Below are 17,079 nucleotides of genomic sequence, written 5' to 3'. Positions count from 1 at the left end.
AAAACTAGTCGTTGCTGTATACCGCAGGCTCCAGCGTGCCCACATAGGGCAGGTCACGGTAGCGCTCCGCAAAATCCAGACCATAGCCCACGACAAACTCGTTGGGGATATCAAAGCCCACGTCGAAGAGATCCAGCTCCGCCTTGACTACCTCAGGCTTGCGCAGCAGCGTGACCACTTCCAGTGAACGGGGGTGGCGGCCCTGCAGGTTGCGGATGAGCCAGGACAAGGTCAGGCCGGAGTCGATGATATCTTCCACGATGACCACATCACGGCCCTCGATATCGCGGTCCAGGTCCTTCAAAATACGCACCACGCCCGAGGAGGAGGCCGAGTTGCCATAGGAGGACACCGCCATGAACTCCAGTTGGGACGGAATGGTGAGCTTGCGGGCAAAGTCCGTCAAGAAGAAGACCGCACCCTTGAGCACGCACACCAGGATGAGGTCATCATCGGCGTTGCTGTATTTCTCGGAAACGCGGTCCGCCATCTCTTGGATGCGCGCCTGAAGATCGTCTTCGGCGACGAGTACGTTTCTAATGTCCTCTCCATAAGGATTGGCGGGGACGGCTGAATCATGGGTGTCGTGCACGTGAGCGCTCCTTTGCTGACCGAGGCAATAGTGACAGTTTGCCACCAACGCGTGCGACTTCCAACCTTGTACCTCTCTTTTCACCACGGACGGCGACTGGCCCCTGCCCATGCCACTGCACGCACAGGGCATCGATGCCGCGCACCGCCTCGCGCGTAACCTCTACCCCTTCCTCGCGCAGCCACGCGGCAATCGCCCGGCGGCGCTTCGGCTCGGGAAGGGCGGCCAGCTCGGCGCAGTCGGGGGTGGGGTGGGTGGTGAGGAAGGCGTCGTCAAGCGCGGCGTCATAGGCTGCCTGGGCCAAAGCCGGCACGGGGTCACCGCCCAGGATCTCCTGCAGGCGCGGGAGGATCTCGCGGCGCAGCGCCACGCGGCGAAAGGCCGGGTCCTGGTTCTGGGGATCGTGCCAGACGTCCAGCTCCAGCTCCGCGCAGGCGGCCTCGGTCTGGGCGCGGCGCACACTGAGCAGGGGCCGCAGGACGTGTACACCTTCGACTGTGGAACGCTCGCACATGCCCGCCACCTTCCCCCGCAGGGCGCTCAGCAGCAGGGTTTCGGCCTGGTCATCGGCGGTATGAGCCACCGCCGCCTCGCCCCAGGGCGCGAAGGCACGGTACCGGGCGGCGCGGGCTTCGGCCTCCACGGAGCCGTGCTTGGCGACGTCCACCGACAACACCTCCGCCCCCGCCCCCAATCCACGAGCCTGGTCGGCAGCCCGGCGCGCCTGTGCGGCCGAGCCTTCCTGTAGGCCGTGGTCGACGCAGAGCGCTGTGACCTCATGACCTTCTGCGACGAGGGCCGCGGTCAGCGCCAGCGAGTCGGCCCCGCCGGACAAACCCACCGCGATGGCCCGCGGTTGCTGCCCCACCACGGCGCGGGCGGCCACCCGGCAGGCCAAGAAGTTGGGGCTTTTACGTGGCCAAAAAGGTTTCTTAGAAGTCATGGAGTGCGGCGGCGAGGGCGTCTTGGGCCTGGCGGGCGGAGGTGACTTCGCCGTCGTTGACCAGGAAGGCGAAGGCATAAACCCGGCCCGACTGGCCTTGGGCGGTGCCGGTCAGCGCGGAGGTTCCGGTGAGTGTGCCGGTCTTGGCGCGCACGAAGCCGCGGGCGGGCGAATCGGAATAGCGCTCATAAAGGGTTCCTTCGCCGCCGGCGAGGGGGAGGTAGCCCAACAGTGGGCGTAGCTCTTCGGTGGCCACGGCTTGGTCCGCGATGTGTGCGAGGAGGCCTGCCGGGATGCGATTATCGCGGGAGAGGCCGGAGCCGTCTTTTAAGGTGACGCCGTTGACGTCGATGCCCGCGCCGCTGAGCACGTCGAGGGTGGCCTGCGCGGCGCCGTCGAAGCTTGCTTCCGCGTCTTGGCTGATGGCCAGCTCGCGGGCGATGGCCTCTGCCATGACGTTATCGGAGTCCTTCGCCGCTTGCTGCGCGCGCAGGGCCAACGGCTCGGACTCGCTGGAGGCGATAGCCTCCGCGTTGTCGGGTGCGGGGGCCATGTCGACTTTATCGGTACCCAGGCGTTTGGCGAGCGCGCGGGCGACGTCGAGTGCCGGCTCATGGGAGCGCGGGACGTCCCCGGTCTTCTCCCCGATGCGCCCGCCGTAGAGCATGGCTGGCTGGATGGGTGCGACATAGCCACCGTCGATATTGTCATCGTCCCAGCCGGGAGCCTGGTCGGGGCCGGCCCAGACGGAGGTATCAATGGATACTCGGTTGACGGTGCTCATGTGCTTCTTGATCTGCTCCGCGAGCTCATCGAGGCGCTCGTCCGTCAGCCACACATCGCCGGAGGCTTTGATGACCACGTCGCCATCGTTATCGCCTTTGACCACTTCCGTGGTGAGGCGTTCTTCTTCATCGAGCGCGAGCGTTGCTGCGGCGAGGGTGAGGACCTTGGTCGAGGAGGCAGGCGTGAGCGGCTTTGCGGGTTCGCGCTCCCACAGCACCTCGTGGGTGGTGGTGTCGATGACCTGACCGCCGAAAGTGGCGAGGGCTTTGTCTTTGCCCAGTTCATCCAACTTCGCTTTGAGCGTGGCGGGGTCTATCTCACCAGGCTCGACGGGCTGGAGCAGCGTTTCGGGTTCTTCCTGCTTATAAGGTTGGCCGTGGTCCAGTTGATCGTAGGTGCGCTGGACTTCTACGCCCACTGCGGCCGTCGCCGCCACGACGCCGGCCGTGACGAGGGCCGCAGTACTCCACCAGACATGCTTAGCTTTCATCGCCCTTTAGACTAGCGCGGTAGACTATGCGGAGCACATGCCAACCTATTAGTTATGGAGGATTCAGCCGTGAGCGTTGAAGTAACCATCGAGATCCCTAAGGGCTCCCGCAACAAGTACGAGATCGACCACGAGACCGGCAAGGTCCACCTCGACCGCTACCTGTTCACCCCGATGGCCTACCCGGCTGACTACGGCTTCATCGACCACACCCTGGGTGAGGACGGCGACCCGCTCGACGCACTAGTGATCCTCCCGGAGCCGGTCTTCCCGGGCGTTGTCGTGGAGGCCCGCATTCTCGGCGTATTCAAGATGACCGACGAGGCCGGCGGCGACGACAAGCTGCTCGCCGTCATCGATGACCCGCGCTGGGAGCGCTACCAGGACATCAACGATGTGGAGCAGCACATCAAGGACGAGATCGAGCACTTCTTCGTCCACTACAAGGACCTAGAGCCGAACAAGGAAGTTACCGGCTCCGGCTGGGGCGACAAGGCTGAGGCAGAGAAGATCCTCGACGAGGCTAAGGCTCGCTTCAAATAATTCGCACTTCTAAGGGACGTTTCGATCAAATAGGGCCCAAAATCCGAGGGTTTGAGAGGCCTTAGTTGATCGAAACGTCCTTTTTCTTTGTCACCGCGACAACTCCTCGTTCGTGACGTACGATTCGATCAAATAGGGGGCCGAAAACAGCGGTTTCTGGGGGCTTATTTGTTAGAAACGTACTCATCGGGGGCACATGGAAATTTTCGAGGGACGCGCGGGGACTCGCCGCGCGGCCAATGGCCAGGCAATCAAGATTTGTCGCGGTCTGTATTTATCTGCGGTGCCAACGCCGCGCGAGCTCGCTGAAATCGTCTCAAGACGCTGGCCAGACTCAGCCTTGGATGGCTATTCCGCCGCCCAGCAGTATCTTGGCCAAGAACTAACTTTTCCGCTTCACTTCCTGCGCGCAGGAACGATGGCACCGAGCACGTACTTCCGGAGCCGACGGGCGCGGCCCAAAGCGCTGGGCAGCATGAATGGGGTAAACGTGTGTAGCCCGCTGCAATGCGTTGAGGCGATGGAGCACGAGGATGCCGTGGCCTTCATCGAGGCCTTCTTCGCCGGGCCGCATGGGCGCTCGCGCATCGAGACGGAACAGCTGGACTTTCGCCGCCTGCCCAAGCACACGCGTGAGGTGTTGGAAAAGGCCATCGTCGGGGCGGATAGCAAGCCGGAGCGCGACCTCACCCGGGGTCTCGATCCCCACGTCAAAGTCCGCAACAACGTGCGGATTGGCCCCTACCGCTGGGACTTGCTCCTAGAGGAACACAAGGTGGCCATCGAGGTGGACGGATACGCCTACCACAAAGGCGAGAACCGGCAGCGTTTCGAGATCGACCGCCAGAAGCTTAACGACGCCATCCAGCGCGGCTACCGGCCCCTCCACTTCACCGCCGCCACAATTGAGCACCACCTCGACGTCGCGGTTCACCAGGTCCTCGCGGTCATCAAAGGGCGGGGCGAGCTCGTTCCACCGCCGTGGAAGTGGCATCACTACTGGCGGTGGGAAGGCGAACGTTGCGGCTAAGTCGCCGCAGCTTACTTAGGATCCGCAACGTGCTTAGGAACCACAGTGGGAGGCAAGCCAACCATCGAGCTCCGATTCCGGGGCATCGGGGGCGATGGGGTCCTCGGCGAATTCCTCGCCCGTGCGGGCCTTGTCCTTGGCCGTGGTGAGCATGAGCGAGCGGCCGTCCGGGTAATCCAGGACCACGTTGGCGGAGGCGTAGCCGGCGGTCGGCTCGCCGAAGGTGCGCACGTTGTCCAGGCCGCGGAAGGCCAGGAGGGTGGCCTCGCCGGAGGACGCGGTTTCGTCGTCGGTGAGCACGGCGACGGGGACCTCAAGCTTGCCGCCCGTCGTGGTGGTGGGCGTGCCACCGCCGGTGACGGAGTTGCCGTCGATGGTGACGTCAGAGGTCCCCATCCGGCTGACGAAGGAGAGCGCGGTGCCATCCGGCAGCAGGGGGCTTAAGCCCGCGTACATCGGGCCCATGTCACCGCCGCCGTTGCCGCGCAGGTCCACCACGGCAGCGCACGCCTCCGGGTGGGCAGTCAGGCCTTGAGCCAAGGTATCGGCATAGGCCTGGCCGTCATTATGGCGGCCAATCGACGGCACGGTGGCGCGCAGGACACCGTCGTCGAAATCGACCGAAGGCTCGGTGCGCTCAATGGCCTTTTCTTTTTCGGCGCTAAAGACGCTGGAGTGCTTGCCGCCTGCGGCGTCAATGGCGGCATCGAGGAGCTCAGCGTTCGTGGGGTCCTCTTTGAAAGCCTCGCGGGCGCGCTGGAATTCCTCGCTCTCGCCATAGATTCCGGAGATCGCTGCAGTATCCACCATCGCTGTATTGATGCGCTTCTCGCTGGCGTTGAAGAGGAAGTAGGGCTTGCCCAACAGCGCCCCACCATAGGAGGGGCCGAAGAAGTACACGGCCGCGACCACGGCGATGAGGGCAACAAGGAACAGTCCGCCGAAGATTTTCAGTACAGTTTTCATTCTTTCCTTCCTCCCGTGCGCAGCACGTAACCGCGCAGGGGTTCAACAATGACAATGGCTAGCAGCGTGACCAACCAACCTATGGCCAGGAATCCGAAGGCCATGAGCATGCGGCCGAGAACATCGACGTCGCTTGAATCGACACTGGAGAAGAACATCAGCGAGGCGATGCCACCGCCGAAGAGGAAGCCGAAGAAGCTCAAGCCCACGACCGGCCCCATGACGGTCCAGGCACCGGAGCGGAACTGGAAGCCGCGCGGCACGCCCATGAGATCCAGGGAGCGGATGAGCTCCTTGTCCTCAAAGATGCCGGAGACCTGTCCCAGGATGATGGACATGGTGGTCAGCGTGAAGCCAAAAATGAGGGTTAATAGAACACCGGTGGAGATGTCCTTGAACACCACGTTCATCCCCGGGTCTTCCTTCAACACCAGGGCCAAAGCGTCTGCGCCCAGGGGTGCGGCAACGAGGAATCCCGCCAAGTAGCCGAAGAAGCCGATGGCCGCACTCCGCCGCCAGGCGGGGCGCGCATTACCTGCCACTCGCTGGCAGGCCACGAAGTGCGCGGTGCCCGGGAAGAGGGACAAGATGTGCGCGCCGAGCTGCAGGATGAAGGGAGCGATGAGGTTGATGCTCATCAGCATGCCGAACATGACCACGATGACCATGGCGGTCGGCGGGCCCGCCTTGCCGGAGAGGAAAACCCCACCGACCGCCACGATGATGAGGAAGACGATGGCGCGCCACCAGCGATAAGCCGCGGGCATCTGACGCTTGGCCACGCCCAGCGGGCTCACCCGCACCCGGCGCATGCCGACGAGTGCTGCGCCGATGGCCAGCAGGAAAAGCACACCCGCCACGGCGAGGTAGCCCCACCACGGGAGGAGAAGCTCGGACAGAGCAATGAAACGCATCTGGAAATCCAGCTGGGTGAAGACCGGCGCGACGAGCAGGCTGATCAGCCCGCCGAGCACGATGCCGATCACCGCCTGCAGGCCCGTCTCCACGATGACCATGCGCTCCACCTGGCGGGAGCTCAATCCCAACAGGCGCAGGGTGGCCAGGCGCTGCTCCCTGCCGGACGCCCCCAGGACGGCGGCTTGGGCAGTGAGGTTAAACAGCGCCGGAAGGATGAACGCACAAGCAAAAAGGGCTAGGGCAAACCAGGGATAGAGGAAGGCCTCCATCTCATTGCCGAAGGCCTCCTTGAGTGCCGGGGCGGCATCCTCGACGTGCTGGGCGCGCTCCCAAAACATCCAGGTGCCGCCCGCGACCAGGAAGGCGATGGCGGAGCCAATGGTCAGGCTCACAATCGCCAGCACCGAGACAATTCCTGTTCCGGATCGCGCGCGAATGGATTCGCGCTGCAGGTCAAAGACCAAAGTCGCGGTGTTCATCGAATCACCTCGAGGCGGCGGTCGTCGTGGATGATGCCATCGCGAATCTCCACGCGACGCTGCATCCAGTCGGCCACCTTCGGGTCGTGCGTGACCATGACCAGGCTGGCACCCGACTGGCGCACGATGGTGGTGAGCATCTGCATGACCTCGTGGCCCGTGGACTGGTCCAACGCACCGGTCGGCTCATCGGCGAAGACCACGCCCGGAGAAGCCACCAGCGCACGCGCAATAGTCACGCGCTGCGCCTGACCGCCAGAAACCTGCGCTGGGCGGCGCTCCGCCAAACCACCCAGGCCCAGCTGGTCCAGCAATTCCATCGCGCGCTTGCGGGCCGCACCCCGCCCCATACCGTTGAGCATCGCAGGCAGCGCCACGTTGTCCACGTTGCTCAGCTCCGGCAGCAGCTGGCCGTCTTGGAAGACGAAGCCGAAGTTGCGCAGGCGGGTGCGGGAGCGGGGACCGTCGCCAAGCGCGGAGAGCTCCTCATCCCCGTAGCGCACACTGCCGTGCGTGGGGGTGAGCACGCCGGACATGCAGTGCAACAGCGTGGACTTGCCGGAGCCGGACGGCCCCATGACGGCCACGAGCTCGCCCGGTTCAATGTCGAGGGAGATTCCAGCGAGCACCGGGCCGCCGCCGAAATCCTTGGTGATGTCTGTCAGGGAAAGTGTCTGTGCCATGTCTCTCATTCCACCGTGAAGGGCCCGCAGAAAGAACAGCCCTAGCGTTGCTCTTTACGGTAGTGCCAGCACTACCCCTGCAGTTGGTGGCGCCCGTTATGCTGAAAGCCGTGTTCCGAAGAAAGCCCCAGCCCACCAACCATGAGCAGCAGCAAGCGGAGAAGATTGCGCAGCTCACGGCCTCGCGCCGCGCCATCGCGGATGCCTATGAGGTGGAGCGCGCCCGCATCGAGCGCGACTTACACGACGGCGCGCAGCAATACCTCGTGGCCGCGAGCATGAAGTTGGGGGAGGCTCTTCTCGACGCCCCCTCTGACCTCACCGAGCTGCTTACCGCCGCCAAACAGGACGTGGACCGCGGCCTCAAATCCTTGCGCGCCACGGTGCACGGCATCCACCCGCAGGTGCTGCAGGATCACGGTTTGGTGACCGCGCTTGCCGACGTTGCTTCCTCCCACGGCCCCCACGTCAGCGTCTTCGCCCCGCATCCTTTGCCCAAGCTCTCCGCCTCCGTGCTGGCCTGCGGCTACTTCTTCGGCACGGAGGCTTTGACCAATGCGGCCAAGCACGCGCCCGGCGCGCCGGTGTCTGTTTTAGTGACCGCGGATGCCTCCTTGAAAATCGCCGTGGTAGATGAGGGGCCAGGCGGCGCGCGGGTGGTGCCGGGCCACGGCTTGGCGGGGATGGCCGAGCGCCTCGCGGCTTTCGGCGGGGAGATGACGCTATCCTCTCCCCCGGGCGGGCCGACGAGGCTGGCGTGCTCGATTCCTCTTCTTCTCGATCGCGGACAGTCAGGAGTTTAAGAAATGAGTTTGAGAATCGTCGTGGCGGATGACTCCGCCATTTTGCGCGAAGGTTTAGCTGGCCTTCTGGAGCGCCGCGGGCATCAGATTGTGGGCCAGGCGGATTCCGCCCCGGAGCTTGAGGCCGTGATGGATAAGCTGCGTGATGAGCTTCCGGACATCGTCATCACGGACGTGCGCATGCCACCAGGCATGGGCGATGATGGCTTGAAAGCCGCCGTGAACTTGAGAAATGCATACCCGGGCTTACCCGTCATGGTGCTCTCCCAGTATGTAGCGCCCGCATATGCGGTGGAGCTCTTCGACTCCCCCGATGCCGGCACAGGCTACCTGTTGAAGGACCGCGTCTCCGAGGTGCGGGACTTCCTCTCCAGCCTGGACGTGGTGGCTCAGGGCGGCACCGTCATCGATCCCACCGTGGCGCAGGCGTTAATGAGCTCCGGGCGCAGCGGTCTGGGCGAGCTCACTCCACGCGAGCGCGAGGTTCTCGAATTAATGTCCCGCGGCAAGTCCAACAAGGACATCGCCGCCGAGCTCGTCCTGTCTTCCGCCGCGGTGGCCAAGCACGTTTCCAATATCTTCACCAAGCTGCGGCTGGACCCCAGCGAGGACAACCGCCGCGTGAAAGCCATTCTGGAATACCTCTCAGCACACCGCTAAAGCCCGCGCCCGCCCACCGTCCCACACGAGCGCCCTGACAGAGACCGTCCACAGGATCCCAAGGAAACTGTGACGCAAGACACATAAGCTTGTCCGTGCCCTTACCCAACCCACTCTGGAAGGACCCCGCTTAATGGACGTGCAGCTCAACATCGTGCGCTTTAACCGAGAAAAGATTGCTGACCATGACTATTTTCTGGAGTTAATTCAGACGGAAGGGCTGGACTCCTTCCGGAAGCCGGATCCAGAAATGGAAGAAGCATCGGCCGCACTCTCCAAACTCTTCGGACAGGACGTGCCCGCGCATTCGGCCGTCACGGTCACGATGGATTCGAGCAATTTAGAACTCCAAGAAAAGCTAGCTTTGCTGGCGTATTACCACGGCTTGGTGGTCTTCATTGGAACCACGGACATCCTCTTTAATGCGACTGGAATCCCCACGAGCAGCAATGGCCTTTCCTCCATCAGGAACTGCATGGGAACTATGTGGCGACAGGTCAGCAGACCGATGCTTGATCGCGCCTTTGAGGACGCCCTGCGCCTGCCGGTGTCCGAGCAAACGTGGCTTCAGGTAGTCAACTATGGCTCGGAAGAACGCAGCTACGGCCTCGATATGTCCATGCACGTGCGCGCAAGCGGGCAGTTCGAACTGATATGGTCCAGCCTCCCTCCAGAGGCCACTGAACCAGTATTCCGCACGCTCACTGTCGATACTTACGAAGAAGCACGAGAGATTCTGCTTTCCTTCAGTGATCACAACCCGTTGATCGAAGAACTTGCGTGGGAGCCGTTGCCTCAACGTGAATCTAAGCCAATCCTGGATGCTTCAGTCCGCCACGAAACACCCTGGCGCCGGCTGGACGCGGTGAAGGAGCTCCCCGCAGGCGTGATGGTCCATCTACACAAATGGCCAACGTTTTCCCTGGCCTACGGCCGCAATGCGCAAGGACAGTGGACCGCGAAGGTTTACGATAACCTCGGCACCGACAATGTGCAGACCTTCGACATCGCAGACGAAGTCATCGCAGTGGCGGAGCACTATTTGGACGGCAACGGCGAGATGATTTCCACGGTCTTCCCGGACTCTTCATCTTCGGATCCGGCACCGTACACCACGGTCACCGCAATGGAGCTTCCGGAGCGCGAGGAGCAGTGGACAGAAGCATCAGTATGCATGATGCACCGCATCCGTGCTGACCATAATGGCGAGCCCAGCCCTCGGATGCAGAAATATATTGAGAGGATTAACTCAAAGCTCGGAAGCGAAATCCTCCTCGCCGAGGAGCACGTGGAGGCACAAGCACTCACTCGGCTGCTCATCCCTGCCGACGTCAGGTCGGTCACAATAGAGAGGCTTACTCATCTGGCGCAGGATCATGGCATTTCGCTTGTTGTCGATGATTCCCTGGCACTGTACAACCCGTCGGGCAAGCCGCTTCCGGGGGCTGAGAGCTGCCAGTTGAAGCTACTCGCGGATAAGTTGTATGTGAACACTTGGGAGGTGACCACCTCCTCCTCCGTACTCGAAGCAGGCCTTCGCCTCTTCACAGGATGGAGGCTTGAGGTTCGATCCGGGAGTCAGGTGGACTTCCAGGAGCGTTATACCTTGGAAACAACCTATACGGGCGACAACGTTTCGCTTGACCTTGTCACCCCCGACGGGAACCTACACGAAATCCCATCCATCCCACTGCCCCTTGCTCTGGATTTGATGGTTGAATTCACCTACTCCCCGGCGCAGTTGGTGGACAAAGTGAATTGGCAAGATCAGAAGTCGTCCTCAGATATCCCTGAGGAAGAGCGCTTCATGGTCAACGCCACGGTCTTCGGCTCAGCTGCGTATCTTTTCAACGATGACCTTCTCGAGGCAGTTCGCCAGGACGGCTTCCCCGAAGTGGGAGCGTGGGTAGCAGCCTTTGACCGAATAGTCCCGGGCGACTACTGCCAGGTCGACCGCGTGCAACCCTCAGAAACAGGAGCGGCACGCTACCTCGTCGAATGGGGCCACAACAACGGTGAGGAAGAAAACTTCCAGATGCTCCTAGAGGACATCGACGAAGCCTTGTCCCTCCTTGAACGGTTTGTGAACGGGGACCGCGCAGAGTTTGAAGCTCTTCCGTGGACGCGACGAGTGGAGTAACAACACTAGGCCCTATGCGTGACTAGGGTATGGGGCATGAGAAACGTAACGCCACAGGAAGTACCTGAGAACGCCCAGCTTATCGACGTCCGCGAGGACCACGAGTGGAACACCGAGCACGCCCAGGGCGCCACGCACATCCCGATGGGCGAACTAGTTGATCGCATCGACGAGATTGACCCGGACCAAGACATCTACGTCATCTGCCACCTAGGCGGGCGCAGCATGCAGGTCTGCCAGTACTTGGAGCACACCAAGGGCTGGGACGTCATCAACGTCGAGGGCGGCACGGATGGTTGGAAAGCACAAGGCTGCCCTATGGTTTACCCAAACCACTAGTGGTACCATTTGCGGTACCATACAGGTGTGGTTTCCAAGATAGAAAAGATCCTCACAAAGATGCGGGCCTCACGGACAAACGTCCGCTTCTCAGAGCTGCAACTTGTATGTGACTTCTATTTCGAACGCCAAGAAAGCGCCGGAAAGAAACGGCGTGGAACTTCGCACATCGTTTATAAAACCCCATGGCAGGGAGACCCCCGAGTCAATATCCAAGAGGGGCACAACGGGAAAGCGAAGCCCTTTCAGATTCGCCAAGTTTTAGCCGCCATCGACCACCTCCCCTAGGAGCAGATCATGAATCTCGCAGACAAATACACTTACCAAACCGCTTGGTCAGAAGAAGATGGCGAGTTCGTTGCCACAGTCCTAGAGTTCCCTTCCCTGTCATGGCTGGATGCTACTGCGACCACCGCAGAAGCCGAGTTGCGCAGCGTCGTCGAAGAAACTCTAGAAGATATGCAACGCAACAATGAACACATCCCAGAACCATTCGGACAGCGAAGCTACTCGGGGAAGTTCAACCTCCGCATACCTCAGTCACTTCACCGAGACCTGACCATCGAAGCAGAACGGGAAGGCGTTTCTCTCAACACACTCATCGTGCAGAAGCTAGCCTCAGCCTGAAACTAGTGGGCCACAACCCATAATTTAGGCATGCCACCGTAGGCGCGTTAGAATCATCGGCATGCCTTCATTGAATTCTGTTTCCATCCCTACCGCACTCCTGGAGTCCCCCTCCTTCCAGCTGGAGCGCCTCCGCCGCCGCACCCGCGAAGGCGTCGAGGCCGCGCTGCAAACACAGCGGACTACCTTGCGCGAATACTGGGTGCTCACCTGCCTCGTTGCAGAGACCGCGTCCTCCCAGTCCGCCCTGTCGGAAACCCTGGCCATCGACGCCTCCGACATGGTGCGCCTCCTCGATTCACTGGAGTCCCGCCATTGGGTCAAGCGTGAGCGTGACTCCAAGGACCGCCGCCGCCAAATCATTGCCTCCACCAAGAAAGGCACCAAGGCCCACAAGGAGCTTGCGGTCTTGGTGGCGAAGGCGGAGGACGAGGCCCTCGACGAGTCCACCAACAAGCAGCTCAAGCACCTGCGCAAGCTGGCCACCGCCATCATCGCGGCCGACGCGCCCGGTGATGCAGAAAGCAGTGATGCCTAAATGACGGAGCCCGATAATCTTCCTAGTACCGGAGGCCGCCACGCCCTCCAGGCGGACGAGCCCGAGACCTCAGCAACGCCCGAGGTTCCCGCGCACTACCTCCTAGGTTCTGAGGCTGCACCGGCGCGCACCCTGTGGGACGTCGTGCGCACCACAGCAGAGAACTACCCCGAGGCTGCCGCCCTGGATGACGGTGAGATCCTGACCTACGCCGAGCTGCTTGCCGACGTCTCCGCCTGGGCCACCGAGCTCCACGCCAGCGGTGTGCGGCGCGGAGACCGCATCGGCATCCGCATGACCTCCGGCAAGCGCGAGCTCTACCTGGCCATCCTGTCCACGCTCGCCGCCGGCGCGGCCTACGTGCCCGTCGACGCCGACGACCCCGATGAGCGCGCAGAGATGGTCTTCGGCGAGGCCGACATCGACGGTGTCTTCACCGACGAGGGCTTCCGCATGCTCCGGGAAACATCAGCCTCCCGTAGCGGCGAAGGCGACACCACCCCCTTCGACGAACCGCGTCCAGAAGACACCGCGTGGATCATCTTTACCTCCGGTTCTACGGGCAAGCCCAAGGGCGTGGCGGTGAGCCACCGTTCCGCGGCCGCCTTCGTTGACGCCGAGGCTGCCCTCTTCCTGGCGGATAACCCGCATGGCCCGCTCGGCCCGGACGACCGCGTTCTCGCGGGACTCTCCGTAGCTTTCGACGCCTCCTGCGAGGAAATGTGGCTGGCCTGGGGCCACGGCGCCTGCCTGGTCCCGGCCCCGCGCTCCCTAGTGCGCTCCGGCATGGACTTAGGTCCCTGGCTCATTCGCCGCGACATCACGGTGGTCTCCACCGTGCCCACCCTGGCTGGCCTGTGGCCCGCCGAGGCCCTGGATAATATCCGCCTCCTCATCGTCGGCGGCGAGGCTTGCTCCCAGGAGCTGGTGGACCGCTTGGCCACCGAAGACCGCGAAATGTGGAATACCTACGGCCCCACCGAGGCCACCGTCGTGGCCTGCGCGCAGCGCATGCTGCCCGGCAAGCCCGTGTCGATTGGGTTGCCATTGAAGGGTTGGGACTTGGTGGTCGTCGACAAGCACGGCGTCCCCGTGAACATCGGTGAGGTGGGCGAACTCGTCATCGGTGGCGTGGGCCTGGCCGCCTACCTGGACCCGGTCAAGGACGCGGAGAAGTACGCGCCGCTGGAGTCCCTGGGCTGGGAGCGCGCCTACCGCACAGGTGACCACGTGCGTCTTGAAGAGGACGGCCTGTACTTCGTGGGCCGCGTCGATGACCAGGTCAAGATTGGCGGCCGCCGCATCGAGCTCGGTGAGGTGGAGGCCAACGTGGCGGCCCTTCCCAACGTGTATAACTCCGCCGTGGCCGTGCAGAAGACACCGGGCGGCGAGTCCGTGCTCGTCGGTTACGTCTCCCTGGATGACCCGGATGCAGGATTCGACCACGAGGCGGCGCACGTCCGTCTCGCGGAATCCATGCCGGCGGCGCTCGTCCCCCGCATCTGCGTCATGGATGAGCTGCCGATTCGCACCTCCGGCAAGGTGGATAAGAAGGCCCTGCCGTGGCCACTGCCCGGCGTGGGTGTGGAGGCATCCGGCCTCAACCCCACCGAGCAGTGGTTGGCGGAGCTGTGGGTGGACACCCTGGGCGTGTCCGTCGAGGACGTCAACGCCGACTTCTTCTCCCTCGGCGGCACCTCGCTGGCCGCGGCGACCCTGGTCGGCCGCATCCGCGAGCGCTTCCCCACCGTGGCCGTGCGTGACCTCTACGACCACCCTCGCCTGGGCTCGCTCGCGGAGCAGCTTGCCGACGCCGAATCCGTCGAGGACTCCGGCCCCGCCCGCGAGGTAGCGCCCGTGGGCGCAGGCACGCGCATCGCACAAACGCTCATCCAGATCCCGGTGATGACCATGGCTGCCACGAGCTGGCTGGCGTGGTTGCTCTTGGGCTCCAACGTGGCGAACCTGCTCGGCGTGGACTGGGCCATGACCACCCCGTGGTGGCTGGTGGCCATCCTGCTCATTGTGTTCGTCACCCCGGTTGGGCGCATCCCGCTGGGCGGTTACGGCGCGCGGCTAATCACCGCCGGCATCACGCCCGGCGAGTACCCGCGCGGCGGTTCCACGCACCTGCGCATTTGGGCTGCCGAGCGCTGGGTTAATGCCATAGGCGCCAGCTCCCTGGCGGGCGCTACCCGCGTCAATAACTACGCCCGCACTTTGGGCGTGAAGATTGGCCGCGGCGTGGATCTCCACTCATTGCCACCCGTCACCGGCCTGCTGACCTTGGGTAAGCACGCCGCTATCGAACCGGAAGTGGACCTCACCGGCTACTGGCTGGACGGCGATATTCTCCGCGTCGGCGCCATTGAGGTCAAGGAAGGCGCGCGCGTGGGTGCGCGCTCCACGCTGCTGCCGGGCACCGTCGTGGGCAAGTACGCCCACGTAGAGGCCGGCTCCACCGTGACGGGGCGCAAGAAGGTCAAGGACGGTCAGCGCTGGTCCGGCTCCCCTGCAAAGAAGGTGGGCCGCTCCAAGCACCGCTTCCCGTCCCATGCCCCGAAGCGCCGTCCGCTATGGGTTCCTGTGTATGACTTCACGTCCGTCCTGCTAGCCGTGCAGCCCATTGTGGCGCTGGCGGTCGGCGCGGCTGTCGTCGTTAGCCTCATCGCGCTGACCGATGGCTCCGCCTTCGTCGGCTCCATCTTCTTCGCGCCGCTCGGCGCCCTGGTGGCATTTGCTACCTATATGCTGCAAACCTGGCTGGGCGTGCGCTTGCTTTCCATTGGCATCACGCCCGGTGTTGCACCGGTGCGCTCCGCCAAAGGTTGGCGCTTGTGGACCATCGAGAGGCTCATGGATGAGGCGCGCACTCAGCTCTTCCCCATCTATGCTTCGCAGCTCACCCCGGCGTGGCTGCGTTCGCTGGGTGCGACGATTGGCAAGGACGTGGAGATTTCCACGGCCGTCATGGTGCCCAAACTCACCGAGGTCAAAGACGGCGCCTTCCTGGCGGATGACACCATGATCGGCGGCTACGAGCTCGGCGGCGGTTGGATGCTCACGGGTGAGACCAAGGTGGGCAAGCGCTCCTTCGTGGGCAACTCCGGCATCACGGGTCCGGGCCGCAAGCTGTCGAAGAACTCGCTGGTTGCCGTGCTCTCGTCAACGCCGAAGAAGACCAAGTCCGGCGCCAACTGGTGGGGTTCCCCGCCGGAGCGCATGCGCCGCGTCGAGGCCCACGTGGACGGCGTGGAGGGTGAATCCCTTACCTATAACCCGGGCTTTGGGGTCAAGGCCGCGCGCGGCGCGATTGAGACCATGCGCCTGTTGGCGCCGATGACCTCGGCCATGCTGCTGGCAGGAACCCTGGCGTCGCTCTACGCGCTTGCCGACGCCCTCGGCATCGCCGCCGCCTGGGCCCTCGGCGGCCTCGTCCTCATGGCGGCGGGCGCTATCGCCATGGCGGTTACGGTAGCCGCGAAGTGGATCTGCGTGGGCACGCAGACCGCCGGCGACCACCCGCTGTGGTCCGCCTTCGTGTGGCTCAACGAGCTCCAAGACACCTTCGTTGAGGCGGTTGCTGCCCCGTGGTTCTTTAGCCACACCTATGGCATGGGTGAGATCAATCTGGGCCTACGCGCGCTGGGCGTCAGGATTGGCCGCGGTGCGTGGATCGACTCCTACTGGTTCCCGGAGACCGATCTTTGCGTCGTGGGCGACGGCGCGTCCGTCGGCCCGGGCACCGTGGTGCAGACCCACCTGTTCCAGGACCGCGTGATGAGCTTAGACACCGTGACTATCAAGGCCGGTGCAACCTTGGGTTCGCACTCGGTGGCGCTGCCCGCCTCAGTCATTGGCAGCGTGGCGACGGTGGGCCCCGGCTCCCTGGTGATGCGCGGCGATCAGGTCCCGAGCAATTCCGTTTGGCAGGGCAACCCGATTGAGCCCTGGAAGAAATAGGAAAACAGAGAACTATAGGCAGCCCCCCGCCCCCGCTTGCGCTGTACGCAAACGCGTACAGCGCAAGCGGGGGTTCCCGTTTCATTAGCATCATTTGCCTGCAGAATAAGCGCTGCGTCCCGACCCGCCGGGTGTTACTCTGAAAGAGAAACTGAAGCATGTTCAAGCCACGGTTTCGGTCTCACACTAACCCTCTAGCTCGCAAGGAGTTCAATAACAATGATCGGCACGCTCCTCTCATCTTTCGGCCTCTACAACGTTCTCACTCGCTTGGGCCACATGGCAGAAATCCCGGCTATCGAGAACTTCGTACAGTCCTTCCACGTTTAATCTTTCCCCCGCATAATTTCTAATTCTCTCAAGGAGACTTTTCTTATGGGCACCGTAGCAACCATCATCAGCTCCATCTTCGGTTCCGTCGCTAGCGCCGTTGGCCTTGGCCTTTCTTCCTTCGGCCTGTACTCCCTCTTGCTGGAAACCGGCCGTATCGCGCCGATTGCTCAGCTTGAGGCCCTCTTCTAAACCGACCAATACCAAAGCCCTAGCCCAGAAGTGTTATGTCCATAGGGTTTTTGGACA

The 17,079-nt window shown here is 62.9% G+C and carries 16 protein-coding genes; 10 read left to right on the top strand and 6 right to left on the bottom strand.

Going from position 1 to position 17,079, the window contains the following annotated elements:
* Positions 1 to 4: 4 nt before the first annotated feature.
* Genes hpt through dacB form a run of 3 tightly spaced genes read right to left on the bottom strand, consistent with a single transcriptional unit; the run spans position 5 to position 2,811 of the window.
* On the bottom strand, positions 5 to 592 hold the full coding sequence (gene hpt, locus M5J06_RS07835; RefSeq protein WP_070532240.1) for a hypoxanthine phosphoribosyltransferase: 588 nt from the start codon (positions 590 to 592) through the stop codon (positions 5 to 7).
* A complete protein-coding gene (gene tilS, locus M5J06_RS07830; protein WP_250224373.1) occupies positions 576 to 1,535 on the bottom strand; it encodes a tRNA lysidine(34) synthetase TilS in 960 nt (319 codons plus the stop codon). Before tilS ends, hpt begins: the two co-directional genes overlap by 17 nt.
* On the bottom strand, positions 1,525 to 2,811 hold the full coding sequence (gene dacB / locus M5J06_RS07825; RefSeq protein ID WP_250224372.1) for a D-alanyl-D-alanine carboxypeptidase/D-alanyl-D-alanine endopeptidase: 1,287 nt from the start codon (positions 2,809 to 2,811) through the stop codon (positions 1,525 to 1,527). The genes tilS and dacB overlap by 11 nt, the downstream gene beginning before the upstream one ends.
* 69 nt (positions 2,812 to 2,880) lie before the next feature.
* Here dacB and M5J06_RS07820 point away from each other — a divergent pair, with 69 nt between their 5' ends.
* Positions 2,881 to 3,354 carry an inorganic diphosphatase gene (locus M5J06_RS07820; RefSeq protein ID WP_070685816.1) on the top strand — a complete coding sequence of 158 codons (474 nt, stop codon included), beginning with the start codon at positions 2,881 to 2,883 and terminating at the stop codon, positions 3,352 to 3,354.
* Positions 3,355 to 3,550: 196 nt separating this feature from the next.
* Positions 3,551 to 4,384: an endonuclease domain-containing protein gene (locus M5J06_RS07815; protein WP_250224371.1), complete on the top strand. Its 834-nt coding sequence runs from the start codon at positions 3,551 to 3,553 to the stop codon at positions 4,382 to 4,384.
* A gap of 33 nt (positions 4,385 to 4,417) precedes the next feature.
* Here the strand turns inward: M5J06_RS07815 and M5J06_RS07810 are convergent, their stop codons facing one another.
* The 3 genes from M5J06_RS07810 to M5J06_RS07800 are packed head-to-tail and all read right to left on the bottom strand — an operon-like array spanning position 4,418 to position 7,430.
* The gene (locus M5J06_RS07810; protein ID WP_250224369.1) at positions 4,418 to 5,350 is read right to left on the bottom strand and encodes a S41 family peptidase; all 933 of its coding nucleotides are present in this window, start codon (positions 5,348 to 5,350) and stop codon (positions 4,418 to 4,420) included.
* Positions 5,347 to 6,747, bottom strand: coding sequence for an FtsX-like permease family protein (locus M5J06_RS07805; RefSeq protein WP_101736061.1), 1,401 nt, complete (start codon positions 6,745 to 6,747; stop codon positions 5,347 to 5,349). The genes M5J06_RS07810 and M5J06_RS07805 overlap by 4 nt, the downstream gene beginning before the upstream one ends.
* Entirely contained in the window at positions 6,744 to 7,430 is a 687-nt protein-coding gene (locus tag M5J06_RS07800) for an ABC transporter ATP-binding protein (protein ID WP_250224368.1), read from the bottom strand. The genes M5J06_RS07805 and M5J06_RS07800 overlap by 4 nt, the downstream gene beginning before the upstream one ends.
* A gap of 98 nt (positions 7,431 to 7,528) precedes the next feature.
* On the opposite strand from M5J06_RS07800, the gene M5J06_RS07795 reads away from it, so the two are divergent.
* The 8 genes from M5J06_RS07795 to M5J06_RS07755 all read left to right on the top strand — a co-directional run bounded on the left by M5J06_RS07795 (position 7,529) and on the right by M5J06_RS07755 (position 17,022).
* Entirely contained in the window at positions 7,529 to 8,233 is a 705-nt protein-coding gene (locus tag M5J06_RS07795; protein ID WP_250224407.1) for a sensor histidine kinase, read from the top strand.
* A 3-nt stretch (positions 8,234 to 8,236) separates the two neighbouring features.
* Positions 8,237 to 8,893, top strand: a complete 657-nt coding sequence (locus tag M5J06_RS07790; protein ID WP_250224367.1) for a LuxR C-terminal-related transcriptional regulator — start codon at positions 8,237 to 8,239, stop codon at positions 8,891 to 8,893.
* A gap of 133 nt (positions 8,894 to 9,026) precedes the next feature.
* On the top strand, positions 9,027 to 11,033 hold the full coding sequence (locus tag M5J06_RS07785; protein WP_101736064.1) for a hypothetical protein: 2,007 nt from the start codon (positions 9,027 to 9,029) through the stop codon (positions 11,031 to 11,033).
* Between the two features lie 36 nt (positions 11,034 to 11,069).
* Positions 11,070 to 11,372 carry a rhodanese-like domain-containing protein gene (locus tag M5J06_RS07780; protein ID WP_070522692.1) on the top strand — a complete coding sequence of 101 codons (303 nt, stop codon included), beginning with the start codon at positions 11,070 to 11,072 and terminating at the stop codon, positions 11,370 to 11,372.
* A 297-nt stretch (positions 11,373 to 11,669) separates the two neighbouring features.
* Positions 11,670 to 11,999, top strand: coding sequence for a type II toxin-antitoxin system HicB family antitoxin (locus M5J06_RS07770; RefSeq protein ID WP_070522687.1), 330 nt, complete (start codon positions 11,670 to 11,672; stop codon positions 11,997 to 11,999).
* A gap of 61 nt (positions 12,000 to 12,060) precedes the next feature.
* Positions 12,061 to 12,537 carry a MarR family winged helix-turn-helix transcriptional regulator gene (locus tag M5J06_RS07765; protein WP_070522684.1) on the top strand — a complete coding sequence of 159 codons (477 nt, stop codon included), beginning with the start codon at positions 12,061 to 12,063 and terminating at the stop codon, positions 12,535 to 12,537.
* Positions 12,538 to 16,500: a Pls/PosA family non-ribosomal peptide synthetase gene (locus M5J06_RS07760; protein ID WP_250224366.1), complete on the top strand. Its 3,963-nt coding sequence runs from the start codon at positions 12,538 to 12,540 to the stop codon at positions 16,498 to 16,500.
* Positions 16,501 to 16,875: 375 nt separating this feature from the next.
* Entirely contained in the window at positions 16,876 to 17,022 is a 147-nt protein-coding gene (locus M5J06_RS07755; RefSeq protein WP_158014572.1) for a hypothetical protein, read from the top strand.
* The last annotated feature ends 57 nt before the right edge of the window (positions 17,023 to 17,079 follow it).

The organism is Corynebacterium intestinale (assembly GCF_023574125.1).
GTDB classification, from domain to species: Bacteria; Actinomycetota; Actinomycetes; order Mycobacteriales; family Mycobacteriaceae; genus Corynebacterium; species Corynebacterium hesseae.
This window is presented reverse-complemented; position numbering and strand designations above follow the sequence as displayed.